At 63.0% G+C, this 21,892-nt stretch carries 22 protein-coding genes; 14 read left to right on the top strand and 8 right to left on the bottom strand.

What is annotated here, in order from left to right:
• The first annotated feature begins 47 nt into the window (after positions 1-47).
• Positions 48-362, top strand: a complete 315-nt coding sequence (locus EN857_RS03390) for a MocE family 2Fe-2S type ferredoxin (RefSeq protein WP_127286342.1) — start codon at positions 48-50, stop codon at positions 360-362.
• A gap of 170 nt (positions 363-532) precedes the next feature.
• Here the strand turns inward: EN857_RS03390 and EN857_RS03385 are convergent, their stop codons facing one another.
• Positions 533-832: a hypothetical protein gene (locus tag EN857_RS03385; RefSeq protein ID WP_127310928.1), complete on the bottom strand. Its 300-nt coding sequence runs from the start codon at positions 830-832 to the stop codon at positions 533-535.
• A gap of 176 nt (positions 833-1,008) precedes the next feature.
• Between EN857_RS03385 and EN857_RS03380 the strand changes: the two genes are divergently transcribed.
• Together EN857_RS03380 and EN857_RS03375 are read left to right on the top strand one after the other, a co-directional pair.
• Positions 1,009-1,908, top strand: coding sequence for a VOC family protein (locus EN857_RS03380; protein WP_127391389.1), 900 nt, complete (start codon positions 1,009-1,011; stop codon positions 1,906-1,908).
• 21 nt (positions 1,909-1,929) lie between these two features.
• A complete protein-coding gene (locus tag EN857_RS03375) occupies positions 1,930-2,532 on the top strand; it encodes a sulfotransferase family protein (RefSeq protein ID WP_135857988.1) in 603 nt (200 codons plus the stop codon).
• A 128-nt stretch (positions 2,533-2,660) separates the two neighbouring features.
• On the opposite strand, the gene EN857_RS03370 is transcribed toward EN857_RS03375, so the two are convergent.
• Both EN857_RS03370 and EN857_RS03365 read right to left on the bottom strand, forming a co-directional pair.
• Positions 2,661-2,891, bottom strand: coding sequence for a hypothetical protein (locus EN857_RS03370; protein WP_127391387.1), 231 nt, complete (start codon positions 2,889-2,891; stop codon positions 2,661-2,663).
• 113 nt (positions 2,892-3,004) lie between these two features.
• Positions 3,005-3,307: a hypothetical protein gene (locus tag EN857_RS03365; RefSeq protein WP_127391386.1), complete on the bottom strand. Its 303-nt coding sequence runs from the start codon at positions 3,305-3,307 to the stop codon at positions 3,005-3,007.
• 235 nt (positions 3,308-3,542) lie between these two features.
• On the opposite strand from EN857_RS03365, the gene EN857_RS03360 reads away from it, so the two are divergent.
• The 8 genes from EN857_RS03360 (at position 3,543) to EN857_RS03325 (ending at position 12,742) form a co-directional block, all read left to right on the top strand.
• The gene (locus tag EN857_RS03360) at positions 3,543-4,685 is read left to right on the top strand and encodes an AraC family transcriptional regulator (protein WP_127391385.1); all 1,143 of its coding nucleotides are present in this window, start codon (positions 3,543-3,545) and stop codon (positions 4,683-4,685) included.
• A 395-nt stretch (positions 4,686-5,080) separates the two neighbouring features.
• Positions 5,081-6,730 (top strand): bifunctional diguanylate cyclase/phosphodiesterase, encoded by a 1,650-nt coding sequence (locus EN857_RS03355; protein WP_127391384.1) that lies wholly within the window; start codon positions 5,081-5,083, stop codon positions 6,728-6,730.
• A 162-nt stretch (positions 6,731-6,892) separates the two neighbouring features.
• Entirely contained in the window at positions 6,893-7,414 is a 522-nt protein-coding gene (locus EN857_RS03350; protein ID WP_127310436.1) for a ubiquinone biosynthesis methyltransferase UbiE, read from the top strand.
• Positions 7,411-8,589: a class I SAM-dependent methyltransferase gene (locus tag EN857_RS03345; protein WP_127391383.1), complete on the top strand. Its 1,179-nt coding sequence runs from the start codon at positions 7,411-7,413 to the stop codon at positions 8,587-8,589. Before EN857_RS03350 ends, EN857_RS03345 begins: the two co-directional genes overlap by 4 nt.
• Entirely contained in the window at positions 8,586-10,952 is a 2,367-nt protein-coding gene (locus tag EN857_RS03340) for a SpoIIE family protein phosphatase (RefSeq protein ID WP_127310431.1), read from the top strand. Before EN857_RS03345 ends, EN857_RS03340 begins: the two co-directional genes overlap by 4 nt.
• A gap of 3 nt (positions 10,953-10,955) precedes the next feature.
• On the top strand, positions 10,956-11,516 hold the full coding sequence (locus tag EN857_RS03335) for an ATP-binding protein (protein WP_187331171.1): 561 nt from the start codon (positions 10,956-10,958) through the stop codon (positions 11,514-11,516).
• A gap of 18 nt (positions 11,517-11,534) precedes the next feature.
• Complete coding sequence (locus EN857_RS03330; protein WP_127310430.1) at positions 11,535-11,873, top strand: hypothetical protein; 339 nt, start codon at positions 11,535-11,537, stop codon at positions 11,871-11,873.
• Between the two features lie 206 nt (positions 11,874-12,079).
• Positions 12,080-12,742, top strand: coding sequence for an RNA ligase family protein (locus EN857_RS03325; protein WP_245493441.1), 663 nt, complete (start codon positions 12,080-12,082; stop codon positions 12,740-12,742).
• Positions 12,743-12,777: 35 nt separating this feature from the next.
• Here the strand turns inward: EN857_RS03325 and EN857_RS03320 are convergent, their stop codons facing one another.
• A complete protein-coding gene (locus tag EN857_RS03320) occupies positions 12,778-13,446 on the bottom strand; it encodes a metalloregulator ArsR/SmtB family transcription factor (RefSeq protein WP_127391392.1) in 669 nt (222 codons plus the stop codon).
• A 72-nt stretch (positions 13,447-13,518) separates the two neighbouring features.
• Between EN857_RS03320 and EN857_RS03315 the strand changes: the two genes are divergently transcribed.
• Positions 13,519-14,259, top strand: coding sequence for an MBL fold metallo-hydrolase (locus tag EN857_RS03315; protein WP_127391382.1), 741 nt, complete (start codon positions 13,519-13,521; stop codon positions 14,257-14,259).
• A gap of 3 nt (positions 14,260-14,262) precedes the next feature.
• Positions 14,263-15,513, top strand: coding sequence for an MFS transporter (locus EN857_RS03310; protein ID WP_127391381.1), 1,251 nt, complete (start codon positions 14,263-14,265; stop codon positions 15,511-15,513).
• Here EN857_RS03310 and EN857_RS03305 read toward each other — a convergent pair.
• From EN857_RS03305 to EN857_RS03290, 4 genes are all read right to left on the bottom strand, one after another.
• Positions 15,510-15,698 (bottom strand): DUF1059 domain-containing protein, encoded by a 189-nt coding sequence (locus tag EN857_RS03305; protein ID WP_127284475.1) that lies wholly within the window; start codon positions 15,696-15,698, stop codon positions 15,510-15,512. The two genes, EN857_RS03310 and EN857_RS03305, sit on opposite strands and share 4 nt — an antisense overlap.
• Before the next feature lie 165 nt (positions 15,699-15,863).
• Positions 15,864-18,083 (bottom strand): diguanylate cyclase, encoded by a 2,220-nt coding sequence (locus EN857_RS03300; RefSeq protein ID WP_135857985.1) that lies wholly within the window; start codon positions 18,081-18,083, stop codon positions 15,864-15,866.
• Positions 18,084-18,281: 198 nt separating this feature from the next.
• A complete protein-coding gene (locus EN857_RS03295; RefSeq protein ID WP_127286116.1) occupies positions 18,282-19,013 on the bottom strand; it encodes a DUF2270 domain-containing protein in 732 nt (243 codons plus the stop codon).
• Between the two features lie 111 nt (positions 19,014-19,124).
• A complete protein-coding gene (locus EN857_RS03290; RefSeq protein WP_127394105.1) occupies positions 19,125-19,328 on the bottom strand; it encodes a hypothetical protein in 204 nt (67 codons plus the stop codon).
• Positions 19,329-19,558: 230 nt separating this feature from the next.
• Here EN857_RS03290 and EN857_RS03285 point away from each other — a divergent pair, with 230 nt between their 5' ends.
• The gene (locus EN857_RS03285; protein ID WP_128346504.1) at positions 19,559-21,802 is read left to right on the top strand and encodes a cation:proton antiporter; all 2,244 of its coding nucleotides are present in this window, start codon (positions 19,559-19,561) and stop codon (positions 21,800-21,802) included.
• Positions 21,803-21,892 lie beyond the last annotated feature (90 nt).

Below are 21,892 nucleotides of genomic sequence, written 5' to 3'. Positions count from 1 at the left end.
GTTACGGCCGTCCCGGAGGCTCGACCGAAATCGACAGGGAAAGAAGAATGACCAGCTGGATCAGGGCCTGCGGCCTCGACGACATCGAACAGGAAGGCGCGCGGCGCTTCGACCATGGCGGCCGCACCTACGCCGTCTTCCGCTCGCCCGACAACGAAGTGTTCTGCACCGACGGGCTGTGCACGCACGAGGCGGTGCACATCGCCGACGGCCTGGTCATGGACTACGAGGTGGAATGCCCGAAACATGCCGGCGCCTTCGACTACCGCACCGGCGCGGCCAAGCGCCTGCCGCCTTGCATAAATCTCAGGACCTATCCGGCGAAGGTCGAGGCGGGAGAGGTAATGGTGGAGGTGGGGTAGGGCGTTGAAGCTGCCAATCTCCTCCCTTGCGGGGGAGATGCCCGGCAGGGCGGAGGGGGTCGGTTCGACTGGGCTCTACCTCCTGCGGCGGATCAGGCTGGCGCTCCACGCGCGGCGACCCCCCTCTGTCGCCTTCGGCGACATCTCCCCCTCAAGGGGGGAGACTGGCGCTAAATCCCCGAGCCGTCCAGCAGCGACACGTCCTCCCCCTCCCAGGGGCTCGGCATCGAGCCCCGGCCTGCCGTGGGCAGCGGCATCCAGCATTTCAATTCCGGTTCGGCATATTCGACCACGCGGCCCGGCTGGGAGTCGGAGGAGCGCCAGCCTTCTTCGCCATGCTGGTCGGCGCGCGACCAATAGGCCATGTCGACCTCGGCCGGTCCCTGTTCGGTCGGCCGCACCGTGACCAGGATCCGGCTGCCATCCCTCGGCGCGCTCGCCATGTTGCGCCAGCGATCGGGCTCGTCCATTCGCATCTCCTCCTGCATTTATGGCCGCCATCGTGCGGCGTGGCGGCATGCCATTCTTGTTCGTTTTCCGCCGGAAGGCCACAGGGGATCGAATGGACCACCGAACTTTCCGCAGCTCACCGCGTCCCCGTGCCAGCTTTGCTGACAGCCATATCATTCGCCGCTAATATTCCGGCATGAGCGACGGACTGCTGGCAGGCGCCACCCATCTCGGGCCGGTTCATCTCAGGGTGATCGACATTACGGCGGCCTTGCCCGTCTGGCGCGATGCGGTCGGGCTGTCGCTGCTTGGGGAGGATGACGCGGTGGCCGGGCTTGGGGTCGACGGCAAGGCGCTTATTGTGCTGCATGAAGGCGCAGAGGTCGCGCTGCCGCAAAAGGGGCGCGGTCTCTTCCATGTCGCCATCCACGTCACGACGCGCCGCGACCTCGCGCATGCCGCCGCCAGGCTCAAGGCCTCCGGCCTCAGATACAGCGCCCAGGATCATCTGATTTCGGAATCGCTTTACGTCTCCGATCCTTCCGGCAACGGCATCGAGATCTGCTTCGACACACCGGAGCGCCTCGCCGACAGGCAGGAGGCGCCGGATGGCCGCGTCACCCTGATCGCCACGGACGGCAGCGCCCATTCCGGCCTCGAGCCGCTGAATGTCGGCGCCCTGCTGCGCGATCTCGGCAATTCCGGTCATGTTGAGGCAAGGTTGCCGGCGAATGCCTTCATCGGCCATATCCATATGCGCGCCCGTTCTCCCGAAACACTGATGGCGTTCTATGTGGGCGTGCTCGGCTTCCGGCCGCATATCCAGTCGAGGGCCTTCGGCCTGTTCGACTGCGGCACCGACCGGCGCCCGCACATGGTTGCGTTCAACATCTGGGCCCGCGATGAATTGAGGGAACCGCCAGCGGACGCGGCGGGGCTGCAGCGTTTCACGGTCGTGCTCGACGCAGCCGATGAGCTTGCCGCCGTGGCGGAGCGGCTCGGCCAGGCGGGCGTGCCCTTCGGCGAGGCGGGCGGCGCGCTGGACTGCGCCGATCCCGAGGGCAACCGGCTGCGCATGATGGTCGCCGGCACCTGAGTGGCGATGGGGGAGGGTGGCATGTCGATCAAGGTCATCGGCACGGGCTTTGGCCGGACGGGAACGGATTCGATGCGCGAGGCGCTGACAATCCTCGGCTTCGGCACCTGCCATCACATGTCCGAAGTGATGGCCGACGGCGAGCAGAAGCGGCTGTGGCGCGCGCTGGCAAAAGGAGCGGCGCCCGACTGGAGCGCGCTGTTCTCGGGCTACAATTCCTGCGTGGACTGGCCATCGGCGCATTATTGGCCCGAGCTGATCAACATCTATCCTGACGTCCGCGTCATCCTCACCTGGCGTTCACCGGAAAGCTGGTGGGAGAGTTTCGAGAAGACCATCCTCGTCGGCATCGGCCAGACCCAGGACCAGGATGCGCTCGGCCGCACTTTGGTCGCTGCCCGAGTGTTCGGCGGCAGGCCGCATGACCGCGCGCATGCGATCGCCGTCTATGAGGCCAATGTCGCCGCCGTCATGGCGACGGTGCCGCGCGAGCGCCTGCTGGTCCACCGCCTCGGCGACGGCTGGGAGCCGCTCTGCGCCCATCTCGGCGTTGCCGTGCCTGACGAGGCCTATCCCAATCGCAACAGTACGAAGGAATTCCGCGCGGCGCTGGTGAGGCAGTAAGGAATAGGGAATGGGGAATAGGGAATAGGGAACAGGGAACAGGGAATAGGGCAGTGAGAAGATAGTCCTGAACGCTCTCGCCGTACTCCCTACTGCCTACTGCCTACTCCCTACTGCCTTCTTCCTCCCTAATGCGCGGTTCCCGCGACTTTGTTCCGTCGAGACCTGACTGCCTCCAGCAGGTCGCGCTCGCTGGTGTGAGCATTTCGAAAAATGGCCACAACCATCTCAGCCAGAATTTCGGCGTCCGGCCCCAAGGGGTCGAGATGCTCATCCGCGCAGATCTGATCGAACACGCGCTCGCAGATTGCCAGATCGTGGGGGCTGAAGCAGGTGCCATTGAAACGCCGGCGCGGCATTTTGCGAACCTTTCAGGGCCCGCCGCACGTGGTTGCAGCGGGCTTTTTACCGGGGAACCGCCGAGGCGATGGAACGCCCGAGTAACAATATCGTCGACAGTATTGCCATTCGACTACTCAGGGCCCGGCAGCTGCATCGTCAACAGGCCCAAGATCTGCGCGCATTCGCGAGCCTTGTACTGCCCGGCGATCATCAGCTGATAGTAATCTCGCCGTTTTTCTTCGGGGACACGAAAGCCGCGCCGAAATGCGGCGGCCTCCTTTGGAGTCCTGGTGCAGCCGAGTTTGCTGGCGCTGACCTTCAAACTCGCCAGTGAGCATCCGATCCTGGCAGCAATATCTTTCAAGGGTTCATTGTTAAAGTACCCATCAAGAATGATTTTGCGGCGAGCCTCCGCTTTGAGCTTTGCGTTCATCTCGTGGTCTCCTCAACTACGCTTTCACGATGCCAGATTTTATACGCACCGGGGTGAGGAGTGTCGTTATCGTCACATCCATAAACTTATCTCGGAATGCATTTCTTGCTGACATCCAGCGTGATGATGGCCGCTTCTGTGGACTTCAGTTCCGCCAGTCTTGCCAAGTGCCTGTGGTACACCACATGATTGACGTGGGCGCATGGGTATACCGGATTCGGATAGGTACCCTGCGATGGATGCTAAGAAGCACGGCGAGGCGCGCGCGAGGCAAGCGCCGGAGCGTGATCGACGTCGGTGGCCGCGCGAAGCGCAACCTCACAACGAGGTTGCACCGTCACTTGCGCCGGCGCTCGACCCTTTGCCATTTTCAACGCGCGAACTGGCGCCGGAGCAGCAGTTCGCCGCCTGGCAGGCGCATATGGCACCGCTTGTCGAGGTCAAGCTGCCGGACGACAAATCGGCCGACGATGGCTTTCCTGCCGACCATACGGCTTGGAACTTCGGCCGCATGCTGATCGTTCAACAGCGCACGCCGGCGTATAGCTACATGCGCTCCGCCGCGAAGCTCCGGTCCAGTTCTATCGATCACTGGTATATCGCCTTGCCACGTACTGGCCGATCGTGGACCGAGGTCGATCGCCGTGTTGCGGAAAACCAGCCGGGCAAGTTGGAGATCAGATCGCTTGGCTACCCGTTTCGCGGCAGGACAACGGAATCCGAAAGTCTCTTCGTCTATCTGCCGCGTGACTTGTTCGCCGACGCAAGGGCAACCCTGGATGCGAAGAACAATTCAGTCCTGTCTGGCAACTTTGCCGACCTCTTGCTCGATTATCTCAACAGCATCGAAGCAAGGTTGCACAGTCTCACGGCTGACGATCTGCCCCGCATCGTGCATGCGACGCGCAGCATGATCATTGCTTGCCTTTCGCCCCCGGCGGAACATGCCGCGGCTGCCGAACAATTGGTCAGCGTGGCGTTGATGGAGCGCGCCCGCCGATACGTCCAAAACAATCTGGATGCGGCCCATCTGACACCGGATTCAATGTGCCGTGCGCTCGGCGTCTCGCGCTCCCGTCTCTATCAGCTGTTCGAACCGAGCGGTGGTGTCCTCCACTACATACAAAGTCGCCGGCTCCTGGCAGCCCATGTCGCGCTTGGCGATCCGGCGGACCGCCGGCGCATTGTCGATATTGCGGAAGCCGTCGGGTTCAGTTCAGCGGCCAATTTCAGCCGGGCATTCAGCAAGGAATTCGGTTACAGCCCCCGCGAAGTCCGAAGTTCCGCGGTGCCGCCGCGCCCCGCCCACTCTGTCCCGCTTGCCGAGCACGACAGGGTCTCGTCCTTTGAAGGGTGGCTGAAGGCGCTTGGAAGCTGACTCCGGGCTCAAAACCGGCTTGCCTGGGCAGGGAGCTGCTCCGCCTCATGGGATACAATATTTCGAATCGCTTCCACCACGGCATCAGTCATATAGCTGAATTCCCGCCAATTTCGATTTATTAACGAACTGTGACTGTTCATCGTTATCGATAACTTGCTACCCTTCACAACCGAGCATTCATCGCAATTGCGCCGCACGCGACGCTTGTTGATACGGCGCGCTGAAAGTTTGCCAAGTTTGATAGTTATGCTATTTCTAAACTGGGGGACGCGAACTCGCACCGCCTATGGAGGTGGCTCTTGCGCCCAGAGGCATCAGGCGTCGGCACGCAGAGCGAGGGCCCTTCCTCGAGCGATGTTCCACGTGCCGGCGAACCGCTTCTCGCTGACCTTTTGGCGAACACGACCGAGCTGCTGTCGTTCTATGATCGCGACTTCCGCCTGACGCACTACGCCACCAGCCTCAAAGGCCTGTATGGCGGCGCGGTGGCGCTGGGCGCCGCCATTTGGGAGATCTACCCGGGCTTCCTCGATTCCAGGTGTCGCGACGAATTTCTTCGGGTGTTCCAGGGCGGCTCTGCGGCAAGCATCGACCTGCCGCGATCGTCGGGCGAAGCACCCCGATCCGTTTTCGTCTTCGGCACCGCAAATGGTGTGGGAATCGTCGAATCACGAGAGCGCGGTGGGCGCAGCGCAGCGGACGAGCAGGAGCATGTGATTCTGCTCCACCAGGCGACGCACGACGTGCTGACCGGACTGCAAAATCGGCGGCGATTCGGCGAGCGCCTGCAGCAGGCGCTGACGACCGTTGGCGGACCAAAGCCGAAAGCCGCCCTGCTGCAGATCGACCTGGACGATTTCAAAGCGGTCAACGACACGCTCGGCCATGGAGCCGGCGACACGCTTCTTCAACTCGCGGCAGGTCGCATCCGCGACGCGCTGCAGGACGGCGAATCCGCCTACCGCTATGCCGGCGATGAGTTCGCTGTCATCCAATTGGGCAAGGAGCAGCCGGCCGAAGCCGAGCGCCTCGCCGGATTGCTGGTCAATGCGTTCAAGGACCCGTTCGTCATCAACGGCATTTCTGTCTTCGTCGGCTCGAGTATCGGAATTGCTTTCGGGCCGGAGCACGGGGCCGATGGCGAGCAACTGATGAAAGCCGCCGACATTGCTCTTTACGCAGCCAAGACGGATGGACGCGGCTGCGCTCGAACGTTCAACCGTTCGATGCTGCTCCTGCTCGAGCAACGCGAAAACCTGAGGCGCAGCCTTCGAACCGCGCTGGAGCGGAACGAGCTTTATCTGGAGTATCAGCCGCTCATTCGGGCCCGTTCGTCGGTGGTCGGTTTCGAAGCGCTGTTGCGGTGGCGGCACCCCGAGATCGGGATCATTCCGCCCGGCGTGTTCATCCCGATCGCCGAAGCCGATGGTTTGATGGATGAGATCGGGCGGTGGGTGCTCGAGCAAGCCTGTCGCCAGGCACTGACGTGGCCCTCTGCGCTGACAGTCGCGGTCAACCTGTCGCCGGCTCAGTTCCTTAGCGGTTCGCTGACGGACACGGTCGCCCAGATCATCGACGAAGTAGGAATCCGCGCCGACAGACTAGAGCTGGAAATAACCGAAACGGTTCTTCTCGAGAAGACGATCGACAATATCGACACGTTGAACACGTTGAACGTATTGGGAATACGCATTTCGCTTGACGATTTTGGGACGTACTATTCGTCATTGAGCTACCTTAAGAACTTTCCCTTCGACACTTTGAAGATAGACCAATACTTCATCGCGGACCTGGAAACGGATCTCAAAAGCCAGACGATCGTGCGATCGATCATCAATCTGGCGCACGGCTTGGGAATAAGCGTCACCGCCGAAGGGGTTGAGACGTCGGCACAGGCACGGTGGCTGACCAAGGAGAATTGCGATTGCCTGCAGGGTAATTTCCTGGGACGGCCGCTCGGAGCCGAGGCGACCAGCGATTTCATCGGGCGATCCTCGCCCAAGGCGGTGCGGGCGATGGAGGAATCGAATCGGGCGCTCTAGCCCCTTGCACCCTTTGTAAAGTGGAGAGTTGTAAAAGCGATAGAGACAGATACCGCGCAACCCTTGTCATGCGGGACTGGCTCATCACGAGGCGGCGGAAATTCCGTCTCGGAGGTCATCGCGCCGCCATGGCTCAATACGGATGGAATAGGGAGGATGCCGATGGGAGCTGTTCATCATGACCTGGCTGGCGAGCCGACTTTTGAGCCGATGATCCAGATCGACATGGAAATCAGAAATTTTGTCTCCGCCTGGAGGCACTGCGATTATGTCTCGACATACGTGGCCCGGATGATCAGCCAGACGAGGTCAGACTCGGTCCGGCATTCAAATCTCTTTTCCTCCGCCTTCAACGAATTGCTGGAGGTTGCCTTTCGCACGCGCCATGGCGACGGCGAACTGGCATGCAGGGTGTCGCGCCATGGAGCGACGGACAGGATCGAGCTGACATTTCCTTGCGTGGCGGAGGAGCGCCAATTCTACAAGGAAGCCGTAAGCCAGGTCGCGGGATTGGAAGCCAGGGAGCGATACGTCAGTTCCGTGTCTGGGGATATCGCGCCCAGCCGGGAGATCGTACTCCTGGAACTGGCTGTCGACTACAACGCGACACTGAGGGTCGAGGAAGCCGACGGCGATGCGATCAAGTTGGTCGTGGATCTTCCGCTCGAGGGCTTTGAACATTGAGCCCTTACAGCCTTCTCCCACGCTTCAAGGCGCAATACGACGCGAACAGCCAGGAATTCTCCTTATCCGGGGTGGTCCGGCCTCAGGCGATCGACGAGCTTGCGCCCAGCCTGGCATTGCTGCGTGACGCGATCGCCCGTGTGCGCGGCGTTCTCTACGTCAATGTCAGACGCCTGACGCAGATGAACAACGCCGCGTTTCACGCCTTTTCGAGGATCATCATCGACGCTTGTCGCGCTCGACCCGATCTCAAATTTGTCGTCATCACGTCGAGCGTCGTCGGCTGGACCTCGCGAAAATTCAGTCGCCTGAGCGGAATCGAACCGAACATCACGGTCGAGGAGTATGACAGCGAATTCTATCCGGGGCAGGGCTTCCTCGAGGAAGGCGGGTTCGTTCCAATCCTGCGCACGCAGACAAAGATGACCTGGCGCCACGAGCGCGCAATCTTACCGCGACACGGCATGAGGCCAGGGATCGTCATGGCCGACATCTGTTGCGGGATCGGTGATTTCGCCGTGCTCGTGCAGAAGGAGTTCCAGCCATCGCGGATCGTCGCCCTCGACCACTCCATGTCCAGCCTGAACTATGCTCGACAGGTGATGCGGGAGTTCGATATCCGGGGCATCGAATACACCTATGGCGATGCGTCGGAAATGCTGCTCGATGAAGCGCAATTCGACTTGGTCACCTGCCGGCATTCCCTTCAAATCTTCAATCGACCGGAACTCATCCTTAAGGAACTCTACCGCATATGTAAGCCAGGCGGGCGGGTCTACATCACCAACGAGAAGAATTCGCATTGCCTCGGCGAGCCGCGCGCAGAAAGCATTCGTTGGACCTACAACGAGGTGGCGAAGCTGTTCGGGCATTTCGAGATGGACGTCGAGCTTGGACCCAAGAGTAGGCGATACCTGATCGAAACCGGATTCGAAGACATCCGTGTCGAGACCTTCATGGTCACCAACCTGGACGGCGATCCGCAGGACTTCGCCGATGTCATCGTAGCCTGGGCGGATGTCTATGCGGGCGAGATGGCGGTGAGACGCGGCGACGGACCCGAGTTCGTCGCACGGTTCCGGCAGGGGTTTCAGGACCACATTTTCGCGGCGCTACATCCCAAGGGTTATGCGGGTTGGCCGATCTGGGTCGCATCGGGGCGGCGACCGCAATGAAAGCCGACAACGAACCTGCCCCGCGTTTCGGCCTGCGCTCCTTTCGAGCGAAGTTCGTGTTGGTCGTTGGCGGCGCCGTGCTGTTCGACCTCCTGCTGAGCGGCGGTCTGGCGCTTTGGAACGTTCAGAAGCTGTCGAGCGATGCCACATCGGAAGTCGGTGAGGGCCTGACGACCGCAAACCAGGAGTACATTCGCTCCTATGCCGAGTCGACGGCGTTGAGTGTCGACCTGCTGCTCGATCGGGTCCATGGCGACGTCAAGGCGCTGGCCGGCGTGCTGCAGGGCCAAATCGATGATCCTACGCGGCAGCAACAGGTCGGAGCGACGCTTTCGCATGAAGCGCCGGGCTCCGTGAAGGTCGTCTACGACGCGCAAGGCGATTGGGCGCAGAACCTGCCGGGCGCGCCGTCCGTGATAAGCGTCTGGGGCTACCTGCTGGGGGCCGACCACAATCCGTTGCCGAGCGTCCAGCAGGAAATAGAAGACAGTACCGTGCTGGATCTCGTCGCGCCGACGCTCATGGCCAGCGGGTCGTCCAAACTGCAGATGTACTATATCGGTCCAAAAGAGCGGCCGATCTTCAGGACGGTGCCGTATACGGACCAGGCACAGACCTTCGACCGGCTCTATCCAGGCCACAACAAGGCGGAGTTCTGGGAGTTCTTCTTTCCTGGGATCTATGGGTCGTGGCAGCAATGGGCCAAGGATCCGGCCTCGCGTCCGGTCCCTGACGACATCACCCAGACAGCGCCCTACACCGACGCAATCACGGGAAAGCTGATCGTCAGCTTTTTCCACCCGCTGTGGACGCGCGATCGCACCGGTATCGCCGGCACGGCGGGGGCAGACATCACGCTCGATCAGCTTGCGGAAGTCGTCGAACGTGTGAAGATCGCCGAAACCGGGTTTGGTTTCCTGACGATGTCGAGCGGCAACGTGGTGGCGATCAATGCGTCGGGCCAGGCGATCATCGGCCTGACGTCATCGAGCGATGCGGGCGCGCAGGGCGTCACCGGCCTGGAGAGGTCCCTGCGCGGAAGCACGCAGCCCGCCATCGCGTCGCTGCCTCTCGACCAGAACAATGACGGTGTCATTCAGCATATCATGCTCGACAACAAGGGCGAACGCGTACCCTACATTGTCGTCCTGAAGAGATTGAAGCCGACCAATCTGTGGAGTTCGGGACCGATCAAGCCCGAGACGATGTCGGTCGGCATCGTCGTGCCCGAACGGGAGATCTATGCATCGCTGTTCGCCGCGCAGCAGAGCATCTCCCGCGCAACCAATCGTATCCTGCTCTTCCAGATCGGCGCGATCGTCGTTTCGCTCCTGATTGTCTTTGCGGCGGTGCTCGGAATTTCGAAGCGCATCACCGCTGGCCTCAGGTCGCTTGCCAGTGCCGCCCAGCGGCTCCAGTCCAAGGACTATTCAGTCCGCGTGAGCATTCCAACGCGCGACGAGGTAGGAGCGGCAGGCATCGCCTTCAACCGCATGGCCGAGGAGATCAGCTTTCACACCGAAAACCTCGAGCAGCTCGTCGACGACCGAACCAGGGAACTCGGGGACGCAAACCTGGAGATTTCCGCGCTCAACGAAAAGCTGCGGGACGAGAACGTCCGCCTCGGCGCCGAACTCGCGGTTGCCCGGCAGATCCAGATGATGGTCTTGCCGAAACCATTCGAACTCGAAGCGATTCCCGGGCTGGAGATCGCAGCCTACATGCGGCCGGCCGACGAGGTCGGCGGCGACTATTACGACGTTCTGCAGAACGGATCGCGTGTCAAGGTCGGCATCGGCGACGTGACCGGTCACGGCCTCGAGAGCGGTGTGCTGATGCTGATGGTCCAATCCGTTGCACGCGCGCTGCAGGAGGCCAACGAAGCGAATCCGCACCAGTTTCTGAATAGGCTGAACAGCGCGATCTACAAGAACATCGAGCGGACCAACACCGACAAGCATCTCTCGCTGGCTTTCCTCGACTTTGAGGATGAGCGGGTCACGCTATCCGGCCAGCATGAGGACGTTCTCGTCGTGCGCGCGGATGGGGAAGTCGAACGCATCGATACGCTTGATCTGGGTCTGCCGGTCGGTCTGGAGAGCGACATCTCGCAGTTCATTGACACGCGTGACATCCGGTTCGGCAGCGGCGACGTCATCGTCCTGCACACTGACGGTGTGACCGAGGCGGAAGACCAGAACAAGAGACTGTTCGGGTTCGAGCGTCTCTCCCAGAGCGTGCAAAGACGTCACGGCCGGAGCGCCGAGGAAATCAAAACCGGGATCGTCGACGATCTGATGGCCCATATCGGAATCCAGAAGATCCACGACGACATCACCCTTGTGATCATAAGGCACACCTAGGCAATGACCGCGCTGTTCGGCACCCCTGACATTGCAATCGGGATGAGGGAGAACGTCAGTCGCGTGCGGCTGTTCGACGGCCCTCTCGACCTGAGTTGGCGTCATTGCGCTACGACCTCGGACTTCATCGCCGATCTTTTCGCATTGCGCTTTCAGTCGTCTCGCAATGACTACTTGGAAGTGCGGCATAGCATCGGATATCTGGTCAACGAGCTCATCGAAAATGCCGTCAAGTTTCGCGCGCCGGGTGAGATCGTGATCGAGGCGTCGATGGATTCGGAGTGCTTCAAGCTCAAGGTGTCGAACGACATCGATGGTCAAGACGCGTCCGAGTTCCAAACTCTCCTGGCCGACATCACGGTTGGCGACCCCAAGGACCTGCTGATACAGCGAATAGAAGCGAATGCCGCGAACCCCGACATATCGGGCTCCGGGCTCGGACTGCTGACGTTGATGAGCGACTATGGCGCACGCCTGGCCTGGATATTCAGCTCAGCGGACGAAAGCGATCGGGTTTGCCTGGAGACATACGCCTCCATTCCGATCTCGCAAACTCAAAACTAGAAGAAACGAAACCAGGCTATGGAAATCAAGACAGACGATTACCGTGTGTGGATTGAGGGAAGCGATATATTTTTCGACGGTTCAATGCGGCTGGCCAGTTCACAAGCCGGTGCGCCCATCACGGCCTTGGCGACCAGTGTGCTTGCGTCAAATCCCGCTTCCATTACGCTCAATTTGAAGGACCTTCACTTTCTCAACTCTTCCGGCATCAACCTGCTGGCGAAATTTACCATCGAGGTGCGCAAGCATCCTGATGTTCGGTTGGTCGTGCGTGGAACGCCCGACATACCCTGGCAATCGAAATCATTGCCGAATCTGAAGAAGCTGCATCCGGCCCTGGTGCTTTTGATGGACTGACCAGGTCGCCGTGAACTGGCCAAGGCCCAAGTGGCTCGCGACAATCCCGGATAACATTTGGCGTCAGAGAGCGCCGCACTGAGCGAGATATGTACCCCAGGATAAGTATTTGGATGCGGGGCTAACGACAAATCGGCCCCGTGCGTAGATGATTGCAATGACTCGGCGGGGGCTCGGCACAGGCGGCAGGCATCCAGGTTGGGGGGATGTCGGGCCGCCTGTGCCGACAAGCCGCCGCCGCGTGGTCAAAGGTGGCGTCATTGAGTAAGCGAGCCAAGGTCAACAGCGGCCGGCTGGAGTTCATCCCGCCGCAGATCCCGACTCGGGTCGAGCAGCCGCCCGAAGATGAGGGATGGGTTCACGAAGTCCATCTTGACGGCTACCGGACGCAGATCATCATCGATAAGGGCGGGGTGCGCCTCTACAGCAAGAACGGCCGTGACTGGACCACGAAATACTGGCCCATCGCGCTGGAAGTAGAGCTGCCGTGCCGGTCCGCCATTCTCGACGGCGAGGTCATTGTGCCGGGCGAGCAGGGCTCTCCCGACCGCCCCGCGCTGGAAACCGCGATCTGGCACGAGCCGAGCCGGCTGGTCTTCGTCGCGTTCGACATCCTCCATCTTGACGGTCGCGATCTGGCCTCCTTGCCCCTGCTGCAGCGCAAGCAGGCGCTGTGGCAACTGGTCGAGCCCGGCCTCGGCAGGATCCAATACAGCGAGCATTTCGAGGGCAGTGCGCTGGGCATCATCCGCGCCACCGAGAAGATGGGGCTCGAAGGCATCATCTCGAAGCGCGCCGACAGCCGCTACAGCAGCGGACCGTCGAACACATGGCTGAAGGCCAGGTATTGCACGCCCACCCAGGCGTAGCCGTCCCGGGCAAGGCCCAAGGGTGCGAGGCCACTTTAGGCCGCCGCCTCAACCGGAAGGCCCGCAGCCTTCCATTCGGGGTAGCCGTCCTCGAGCCGATGAACGACATACCCTCGCGCCCGCAATGACGCGACAGCCTCGAAGGACAGAACGCAATAAGGACCGCGGCAATAGGCGATGACCTCCCGGTTGGCGGGAAGCTCCGCCAGCCGGCGTTCAAGGTCAGCGAGCGGAATGTTGAGCGCCCCCGGAAGATGTCCAAGCGCAAATTCGTCCTCCGACCGGACGTCGAGAACCGTGACAAGACCGTCATGCAGTCTTGAGACAAGGTCTTCGCGCGACACAGCCTCCAGCGCGTCGCGTGCGTGGAAGTAGTCGGCCATGACGCGATTGACATCGGCGACGTTCCGCTCGCCCACGCGCCCCAAGGCCTTCATCAACTCAACCACCTGGGTATCTCCGGCAAGACGGTAAAGCACATGCTTGCCGTGCCGCCGCGCCTCGACAAGGTGCGCGCGCCGGAGGATCTGAAGGTGGCGCGAGGCGTTGGCAAAGCTGAGGCCCGCCCGTGCCGCAAGCCCCTCGACATTCCTTTCACCCTGGGCGAGGTGCTCCAGCAACTCCAGCCGGTGCGCATGCCCGAGAGCTTGAGCCAGTTCGGCAAGGCTGGCGAAAACCACCTGTTTTGGTCCGATGCTTGACATGCCTTCTTCTCGATGGAACATTCAGCAGAATAATTGAATGTTATCTCGGGCGAGGCAGGGAGTGCAAGAGTCATGATCCTCCGTCAGTTCCTCCATTCCGATCCCGTCGCTGCATCCTACCTGTTCGGATGCGGAGGCAAGTCGGCAGCCGCCGTCGTCGATCCGGTAGGCGATATCGCGCCCTATCTTCGAGTTGCCGAGGCGACCGGCATGCGCATTCTCTATGTGGTCGATACGCACATCCACGCCGACCACATTTCCGCCGGGCGGACGCTCGCCGCAGCCTCCGGCGCGGAATACATGCTGTTCGAGGGCGCGGAAGCCGGTTTCCCATTTCGACGCGCCAAGGACGGCGAGGTAGTCGAGCTCGGCAACGTGACCATGACCGTCATGCACACGCCCGGGCACACGCCGGAGCACATCTCGCTCCTGGTCACGGACAGGACACGCGCGGCCGAGCCATGGTTCGTGCTGACGGGCCACACTCTCATGGTTGGCGATCTCGGACGAACCGAACTTGCAACCAGTGCCGAGGACGGCGCGCGGACGCTGTTTTCGAGCGTGCGCCGCCTCAAGCAACTGCCGGATCACGTCGAAGTGCTGCCTGGCGCCTACTCCGGCTCGGTCTGCGGGCGCTCGCTCAGCGGCAAGCCGACATCGACGATTGGCTTCGAGAAGCGCTTCAACAAGGCGTTCCGCATTGATGACGAGGACGCTTTCGTCGCCACGATGATCGCGGACATACCGCCCCCGCCGCCGGAGGCGGCGCGCAACCGTGCCGCCAACGCGGGTCTCGCCGCCGCCTCGGCCTGAGCAATGAACGAGGGGGCATCAGTTTCGCCAGGCTCCACTGTCAGGCTTGGGCTCAAGGAAAACTGGCGGCAGTTTGCGCTGCTCATGCTGGTGAATGCCTTTGTCGGCGGCATGGTCGGGGTCGAGCGAACGGTCGTGCCGCTCATCGGGTCGGAAGAGTTCGGCATCACCTCGACGACACTCGTCGTCTCCTTCATCGTCAGCTTCGGCGTGGTCAAGGCGCTTGCCAATCTGGTCTCGGGCCAACTCGCGGACGCCTGGGACCGCAAGCGCGTTCTCGTCCTCGGCTGGCTTGTCGGCCTGCCGGTCCCGTTCATGATCATCTGGGCGCCGAGCTGGGGATGGGTGATTGCGGCCAATGCCCTGCTCGGCATCAACCAGGGGCTCGCCTGGTCGATGACGGTCATCATGAAGGTCGATCTCGTTGGCCCGAAATCGCGCGGCCTCGCCGTCGGCCTCAACGAATTTGCCGGCTACCTCGCCGTCGGCGTGACGGCGTTCCTCACCGGCTATCTCGCCTCGCGGTATGGTCTGCGTCCCGCGCCGATCTATCTCGGCATGGGCTACGCCGTGATCGGCGCCGTGCTGTCGATCCTGCTCGTTCGTGACACGCGCGACCACCTCAGGCTGGAGGCGTCCGCCCACAAACAGCAGACGGCGCCGATCAGCTTCCGGGAGGTGTTTGCGCTGACCTCGTTCAGGGATCGCAATCTGTTCGCGGCATCGCAAGCGGGTCTCGTCAACAACCTCAATGACGGCATGAGCTGGGGTATTTTCCCGTTGTTCTTCGCCTCCTTCGGGCTTGGCGTCGAGCGCATCGGCATCCTGAAGGCGATCTATCCCGCGACCTGGGGAATCCTGCAGGTCGTCACCGGCCCCTTGAGCGATCGCTGGGGTCGCAAAGGCCTGATCGTGGCCGGAATGTGGGTTCAGGCCGGCGGCCTGTTTCTCACCGCGGCCACCAGCCGGTTCGAGTGGTGGCTCGTCGGCAGCCTTCTTCTCGGCCTTGGAACGGCGATGGTCTATCCAAGCCTGATCGCTGCGGTTTCAGACGCCTCGCATCCAAGCTGGCGCGCCCGCTCGCTTAGCGTCTATCGGTTCTGGCGCGACCTCGGCTACGCGATCGGCGCGCTCTCCGCGGGCCTCATCGCCGATCGCTTCGGGCTCTCATGGGCGATCACGTCGATCGCCGCACTGACGTTTTTCTCGGGCGCGATTGTCGCCGTCGCGATGCGCGATACCGCCAAGGGTTAGCTGGCCTGAATGATCTTTTTCACCTGTTGCCGGTCTTCCGGCGACCACTGCTCGGGGTTCTCCTGATGAGCGATGGCGGCGTGAAGCTCGATGTGTTTCCACAGTTCAGTTTCGGTCTCAGCCGTGAACGATCCCGGACAGGCTTCCATTCCAGGGTAGTCCTTGCACCGATATGAATAGGCCATATCTACGCCTCCCTAGTTTGCCCAGTTAGCAGGCGAGGAAGCGGCTCGCTTGTCAATTCACAGTTTTCGAATGCGCAGTACGCGCATTTCATCCAATCGGATCAGCGCTGGTTCGTGCTTGGTGCGGCAAATTGAGGATCGCGGATGGCCGACGGTGAAAACATATCAGCCCTTGGCCTCGGCGCCCGCCTTCGCCGGCGGCACAAGCTGGATCGCCGGGCGCTCGCCGGGCGCATTGTTCCTGGCGACGACGACGCGGTCACGGCCTTCCGCCTTGGCGTCGTATTGGGCGTGGTCGGCGGCGTTGGTCAGCTCGGCCCAGCCGGCGCCATGCTCGGGATAGGCGGCGACGCCGAATGAGGCGGTGACGGTGCCGAGCGTGCGGCCGCGATGCGCCAGATGCAGCTGCTTGATCGCCTGGCGCAGCGTTTCCGCGCGCTGGGCGCCCTCTTCGAGCGATGCCCCCGGCATGACCAGCGCGAATTCCTCGCCGCCATAGCGCGACACGACATCGCTGTCGCGGGCATGCTCGATCAGGGTTGCCGCGACCTGCTTCAGCACGAGGTCGCCGGCTTCGTGGCCGAACGTATCGTTGAACTGCTTGAAGTGGTCGACGTCGAGCATGATGATCGCCAGCGGCTGGGCCGAGCGCTCCATGCGCCTGAGTTCGCGGCTGCTGGTTTCCTCGAGATAGCGGCGGTTGAACAGGCCGGTGTTCGGATCGCGGATCGATTGCTGCCTGAGCGTCTCGCGCAGGCGCAGATTGGCCAGTGCCAGCGCCAGCGTGTCGACGACGCCGCGCAGGATCTGCTGCCGCTCGGCAAGCCATTGCGGTTTCTCGGCCGCGTTGGGCTCGCACAAATGCAGGATGCCCAGCGTCTCGCCCTGCGCCGCCAGCGGCATGCAGACATAGCCCTTCTTGCCGTTCTCGGTGATATGCGCGCAGCGCGGCGTCAGCATGCCCGGGCCGGCGACGTGCTCCTGGCCGCGCCGCAGCGCCCAGCAGTCCTCCGGCGCGAACTGGTTGACGCTCGAGCGTACGTCGCCCCAGTGCGCCATCTCTTCCACCAGGTTGCGCGAGGCGCTGGTCAGATGCACGCTGCCGCTCAGGCCGCCGAGGAACTCGGTCATCGCCGTCCCGACCACCGAGAAGGCTTCGGGGAAGGTCACGCAGGCCTGCAGCAACTCGCCGAGCTTGACCAGCCGGGTCGTGGTTTCCGACTTCTCGTGCAGCTCGCGATTGAGGACGGCGAGCTGGTCGGCGCGCTCGTTGACGACGCCTTCGGCGCGGCGCAGCTCGCTGATGTCGTTCAGCGTCAGCACCAGCCCGCCCTCGGACCGGCTCAGCGGGCTGCAGCTGGCGATGACGGGCACTTGCGATCCATCCGATCTGGTCAGGCGCACTTCGCCCTGGTGCTGGCGTCCGGTGGCCAAAGCCATCTCGACGGGAGACGTCCCGCCGGCGAAGTCGCCGCCTCTTGCGTCGTGGAGTTTCAGCGCCGCGTCCCATTGCAGGCCGACGATCTTGTCGGCGCGCCGGCCGACCATCGTTGCCGCCGCGGGATTGGCGCTGGCGATGCGGCCATGGGCGTCGAGCACCGCGATGCCTTCGGCCACCGTCTCGACGATGTCCTCGATGTGCGCCCGCGCCGACGCGAGCTGGTCCGCCATGGTGTTGAAGCCGTCGGCCAGCTGCCCGAACTCATCCTTGCGGCCATGGCTGATGCGCATCATTTGATTGCCCTGCGCCAGCGCCTGCATGCCGCGCATCATATCCCTGAGGCCGGAGCCGAAACGGCTGAGCAGCACCCAGGCGAAGAGAGCCGCCACCAGCATGGCGGCAACCGCGCTGAGGCCAATCAGCCACAGCATGCTGTTGGTGCGCTGCTCGGCCGCGTTCAGCACCGCATCGTATTCCAGCAGCACCGCGCCGACGATCGTCTTCCCGCCTTGTTCGATCGGAACGGCCAGTATGGCGTTCACTTCCTCCGGATCGACGAACTTGCGCGGGATGCCGTCTTCCAGCGTCTGGCCGACCTCGTTGCCGGGGTCGTGCTCGAATTTGTCGCCGGCCTTGTGCTCCTCGTCGGCGGCGTGGGCGACGATGACCTTGTTGCGGTCGACGACGACGAAATCCCGCTGCGAGCGCCCGTGTTGCAGCTCCAGGAACTGGTTGAGCGCCTCGGGCCGCTCGAGCAGCGAAGGCGTCCCGTCGGACGGCTTGAAGACGATCGTGTCGGCGAGCTCGCGCGCGACGTTGGTGGCCTCGGTCAGCCCCAGATATTTGGTCGCCGCCATCTGCGTGAAGACCGCGACGCCGCCGACCGTTCCGATCAGCGCCGCGGCGCCGACCATGCTGAGGATGATCAGGCTCCTAATGCGCACGGCAGGGCCCTGCCGGCGATGGCGCCATTGTGCTGGCGGATTGAGGCAAGTCTCTCATCCATGAGCTTTTATTACCAATTGCTTATCAACGTGCTAACGGCGGCCGGGCCCGGAGGTTGTCCCGGCGAGGCATCGGCCGCGCCTGCTTTCTTCGAAAGCAGCAGCTGGATTTAGGATCAGGTTGCAGCCTTCGTCCGCTCAGACATGCACGGTGCCGTGTGACAGCTCGCCCTCGTCGCTACTGACGAGGAAGGCGGCGGCGAGCAGGCCGACATAGAACAGTCCCACGATGGACGCGACGACGATGCCGGGGACCGGCCCGAGCGCGGCAACGCGCATCGCGTCGAGGAACGAGGCGCCGAAGCCGATCGGCGAGCCTTCGCGCTGCAGGCTGGGGGTCGTGATCTTCAACACCCAGGCGAGCATCAGGATCGTGTACATGAAGATGTAGTTGCGGCGCAGCCGGCGCACCAGCGCCGCGCGCTGCGAGATCAGGAAGCGCGGCGAGCGCAGGCCTTCGCCGACGATCGCCAGCCAGTTGGAGGCGAAGTCGGGCTGCGGCGAGAAGATCTGCGCGAAATAGTAGCGCTCGAACTGGCGCACCCGGGCACGGTAGACGTCGAAGAAGCGGTAGCGCCGCGCCTCGATCCAGAGCAGCAGCGTGATCAGCAGCATGGCGAACAGCAGCACGCCGTGATGCGAACTCGGCGTCGACAGCGACACCGAGAGCATCGCGGCGGCGACGGTGATCGCCCAGTTGCTGGTGCGGTCGAGCCTGTCGCGCCATCCGGCCATGCGGGCGATCTCTGCGCGGTGGAAATGCGACATCGTCGTCGCCAGTTCGGAGGAGGTGAGTTTCAGCGCGAACGCATCAGAGGCCCGCGGCGCTGCCGCCGCCTCGACGGGCTTGACGGTCTCGATCTTGGACATCCCCTTGCCATCCAAATGCAATGGCCGGCGGAAATGGCCGGCCATCACCCCGATGACAACAACGCGCGGCACACTGAAACGTTCCCGCGCGTGGATGTCGGAAGGCCGGCTTCAGCCCTGGTAGGAGATTTTCCTCGCGGCCGGTCCCGGAAATTCCACCACATCGGCCGAATGGCGGCTGTACTGGGCCACCGTGATTGCTTCTATCATGAGATCGAGCGCCGCAAGCGTCGTGTGGCTGGCTTCGTCATCGCCGCGCAGATAGTGGCCGGCCCGCTCGAGGTGCAGACGAGCGGCGGCAAAGTCGCTTTTCATTAGCTTCTCCTTATTGCCCGCCGTGCCGCGAAGATGCTTGAGTCGCTTTACCCGAAAGCAAACATCCACAGCCGCATTTGAATCGAATTGTCCGCGTTGCCGCCAGTCGTTTCCGCGCCACGCGGCGGTGCAACCGATAGGCGCGCCAAACCGTTGTCGTTCGCAATAATCGAGGGGTGCGAGTCTTGTCCTTCCTGCCAAACAGGCACCGGTCGGTCGCTATTGCGGCAATGACGCTGTTGGTCACGCCGGCCATGGCTTGGGGCGCCGAGAAGACCGGCATGTCGAGCGAGGGGGTCTTCGTTCTCGAGATCATCCTTTTGCTTCTCGTCGGACGCGGTCTCGGCGAACTGCTCGAACGCTTCGGCCAGCCTGCCGTGATGGGCCAGCTCATCGCCGGCATCCTGCTCGGCCCCTCGCTGCTCGGCTGGCTGTGGCCGGAGGGGGAACGGGTGGTCTTTTCCGGCGATGCCAGCCAGAAAAGCATGATCAATGCCGTGGCCCAGCTCGGCGTGCTGATGCTGCTTTTGCTCACCGGCATGGAAACCGACCTCAAGCTGGTGCGCAGGGTCGGCCGCGCCTGCTTCTCCATCTCCGCAGCCGGCGTGGCGGTGCCCTTCGTGATCGGCTTCGCTGCGGCGCAGTTCATGCCTGCGACGCTGCTCGCCCCAGGCGGCGAGCGCATCGTCGCAGGCCTGTTCCTCGGCACCGCGCTGTCGATCTCCTCGGTTAAGATCGTCGCCATGGTGGTGCGCGAGATGAACTTCATGCGCCGCGACCTCGGCCAGACCATCGTCTCGTCGGCAATCATCGAGGACACGATCGGTTGGGTGATCATCGCGATTACCATCGGCATCGCTACCCATGGCCGCGTCGAGGTGAGCAGCCTTGCCTTCACGATATTAGGCGTCGCCGCCTTCATGGCGTTTTCATTCACGCTCGGCCGCCGCATCGTCTTCGACGCCATCCGCTGGACCAATGACAATTTCCACAGCGAATATGCCGTCGTCACCATCATCCTCGCCATCATGGGCGCCATGGCGCTGATCACCGACCTGATCGGCGTCCACACCGTGCTCGGCGCCTTTGTCGCCGGCATACTGGTCGGCGAGTCGCCGATCCTGTCGCGCCACATCGAGGGCCAGTTGCGCGGCGTCATCACTGCGCTATTCATGCCGGTGTTCTTCGGCGTCGCCGGTCTGTCGACGGATCTTACCGTGCTCGTCGATCCGCAGCTGGCACTGCTTACAGTGGCGCTGGTCGCTATTGCCAGCATCGGCAAGTTTGCCGGCGCCTTCATCGGCGCGGAACTCGCCGGCATGAGCCGTGCCGAGGGCATCGCCGTCGGCTGCGGCATGAACGCGCGCGGCTCGACCGAAGTCATCGTCGCCTCGATCGGCCTGTCGATAGGCGTGCTCTCGCACAACCTCTTCACCATGATCGTGACCATGGCCGTCATCACCACTTTGGCGATGCCGCCGACGCTACGCTGGGCGCTGGGGCGCCTGTCGATCGGCGAGGCGGAGAAGAAGCGGTTGGAGCGCGAGGAGGTCGACCAGCGCGGCTTCATCGCCAATCTGGAGCGGCTGCTTGTGGTCGTCGACGAGGGCGTGGTCGGCCGCTTCGCCGCCTACCTTGCCGGCGTGGTCGGGGCCGGCAAGCCGATGACGGTGCTGCATGCCAGCGGCGAAAGCGAAGCCGAGCCCGACGAGGCGGCGCATCTGGACGAGATCGAGCGGGGCGCCGAGGAAGGCCGCGAGGCGGCACTCCAGGCCGACCAGGAGCCGGCCCGCGAGGCCCCCGTCACCCGTCGCCGGCACGAAGCGCCGCTGTCGGCCGAGGCGGTGGCGAAGGAAGCCCGCAAAGGCTACGGCGTGCTGCTCATCGGGCTCGGCCGTGCGGTGACTTCAAAGGGCAGCTTCTCGCATCGCTTGAACGACATCGCCGGCGCCTTCGACGGCCCGCTCTGTCTGGTGCTGAAGCCCGCCGGCGCCGGCCGGCAGATGCCGAGGCTCGGCCCGGGATCAGGCAAGATCCTGGTGCCGGTCAATGGCACTTCGGTCGCCCGCCGTGGCGCCGAGCTCGCGCTTGCCATTGCCGCTGTCACCGGGGCGCCGGTCAAGATGCTCTATGTTGCGCGGGTCGGCCGCGACGAACCGCGTGACACCGTCTCGCATCGCCGTAGGGAGGCTGTGCTTAAGGACATTGTCGAGCTTGCCGACCGCTATGGCGTCGAGATCGAGACCGCCATCCGCAGCAGGGCCGCCGCCGCCGATGCCATTGCCCGCCAGGCTGGCAGGAGGGTGGCGTTGATCGTCATGGGCGTGGCGCGGCGGCCGGGCGACGAACTCATCTTCGGCGAGACGACGAGCGACGTGCTGCAGCGCTGCCCGTGCCCGGTGATGCTGATCTCCGACGCGCGGCTGCGCCGCGACGACGAGGGGAGGGAGGCGGGGCGCTCCATCAGCGGTTGACAGGCCCAGCCCGCGTCCCGATTGTCGACGCCTTCATTCGCCTTACCCATTCGAAGGGACGACGCTGATGATGTCGGGATTTGCCGCCTG

Source organism: Mesorhizobium sp. M4B.F.Ca.ET.214.01.1.1 (genome assembly GCF_004791545.1).
Lineage (GTDB): Bacteria > Pseudomonadota > Alphaproteobacteria > Rhizobiales > Rhizobiaceae > Mesorhizobium > Mesorhizobium abyssinicae.
The sequence above is the reverse complement of the archived record's forward strand: the minus strand, read 5'-3'. Positions and strand labels throughout refer to the sequence as shown.

What these genes read in the sequence shown, in the direction of transcription:
- EN857_RS03390 (WP_127286342.1), top strand. Translation starts at nt 48, where the DNA reads ATGACCAGCTGGATCAGGGCCTGCGGCCTCGACGACATCGAACAGGAA.
- EN857_RS03385 (WP_127310928.1), bottom strand. Translation starts at nt 832, where the DNA reads ATGGACGAGCCCGATCGCTGGCGCAACATGGCGAGCGCGCCGAGGGAT.
- EN857_RS03380 (WP_127391389.1), top strand. Translation starts at nt 1,009, where the DNA reads ATGAGCGACGGACTGCTGGCAGGCGCCACCCATCTCGGGCCGGTTCAT.
- EN857_RS03375 (WP_135857988.1), top strand. Translation starts at nt 1,930, where the DNA reads ATGTCGATCAAGGTCATCGGCACGGGCTTTGGCCGGACGGGAACGGAT.
- EN857_RS03370 (WP_127391387.1), bottom strand. Translation starts at nt 2,891, where the DNA reads ATGCCGCGCCGGCGTTTCAATGGCACCTGCTTCAGCCCCCACGATCTG.
- EN857_RS03365 (WP_127391386.1), bottom strand. Translation starts at nt 3,307, where the DNA reads ATGAACGCAAAGCTCAAAGCGGAGGCTCGCCGCAAAATCATTCTTGAT.
- EN857_RS03360 (WP_127391385.1), top strand. Translation starts at nt 3,543, where the DNA reads ATGGATGCTAAGAAGCACGGCGAGGCGCGCGCGAGGCAAGCGCCGGAG.
- EN857_RS03350 (WP_127310436.1), top strand. Translation starts at nt 6,893, where the DNA reads ATGGGAGCTGTTCATCATGACCTGGCTGGCGAGCCGACTTTTGAGCCG.
- EN857_RS03340 (WP_127310431.1), top strand. Translation starts at nt 8,586, where the DNA reads ATGAAAGCCGACAACGAACCTGCCCCGCGTTTCGGCCTGCGCTCCTTT.
- EN857_RS03335 (WP_187331171.1), top strand. Translation starts at nt 10,956, where the DNA reads ATGACCGCGCTGTTCGGCACCCCTGACATTGCAATCGGGATGAGGGAG.
- EN857_RS03330 (WP_127310430.1), top strand. Translation starts at nt 11,535, where the DNA reads ATGGAAATCAAGACAGACGATTACCGTGTGTGGATTGAGGGAAGCGAT.
- EN857_RS03325 (WP_245493441.1), top strand. Translation starts at nt 12,080, where the DNA reads ATGTCGGGCCGCCTGTGCCGACAAGCCGCCGCCGCGTGGTCAAAGGTG.
- EN857_RS03320 (WP_127391392.1), bottom strand. Translation starts at nt 13,446, where the DNA reads ATGTCAAGCATCGGACCAAAACAGGTGGTTTTCGCCAGCCTTGCCGAA.
- EN857_RS03315 (WP_127391382.1), top strand. Translation starts at nt 13,519, where the DNA reads ATGATCCTCCGTCAGTTCCTCCATTCCGATCCCGTCGCTGCATCCTAC.
- EN857_RS03310 (WP_127391381.1), top strand. Translation starts at nt 14,263, where the DNA reads ATGAACGAGGGGGCATCAGTTTCGCCAGGCTCCACTGTCAGGCTTGGG.
- EN857_RS03305 (WP_127284475.1), bottom strand. Translation starts at nt 15,698, where the DNA reads ATGGCCTATTCATATCGGTGCAAGGACTACCCTGGAATGGAAGCCTGT.
- EN857_RS03295 (WP_127286116.1), bottom strand. Translation starts at nt 19,013, where the DNA reads ATGTCCAAGATCGAGACCGTCAAGCCCGTCGAGGCGGCGGCAGCGCCG.
- EN857_RS03290 (WP_127394105.1), bottom strand. Translation starts at nt 19,328, where the DNA reads ATGAAAAGCGACTTTGCCGCCGCTCGTCTGCACCTCGAGCGGGCCGGC.
- EN857_RS03285 (WP_128346504.1), top strand. Translation starts at nt 19,559, where the DNA reads ATGACGCTGTTGGTCACGCCGGCCATGGCTTGGGGCGCCGAGAAGACC.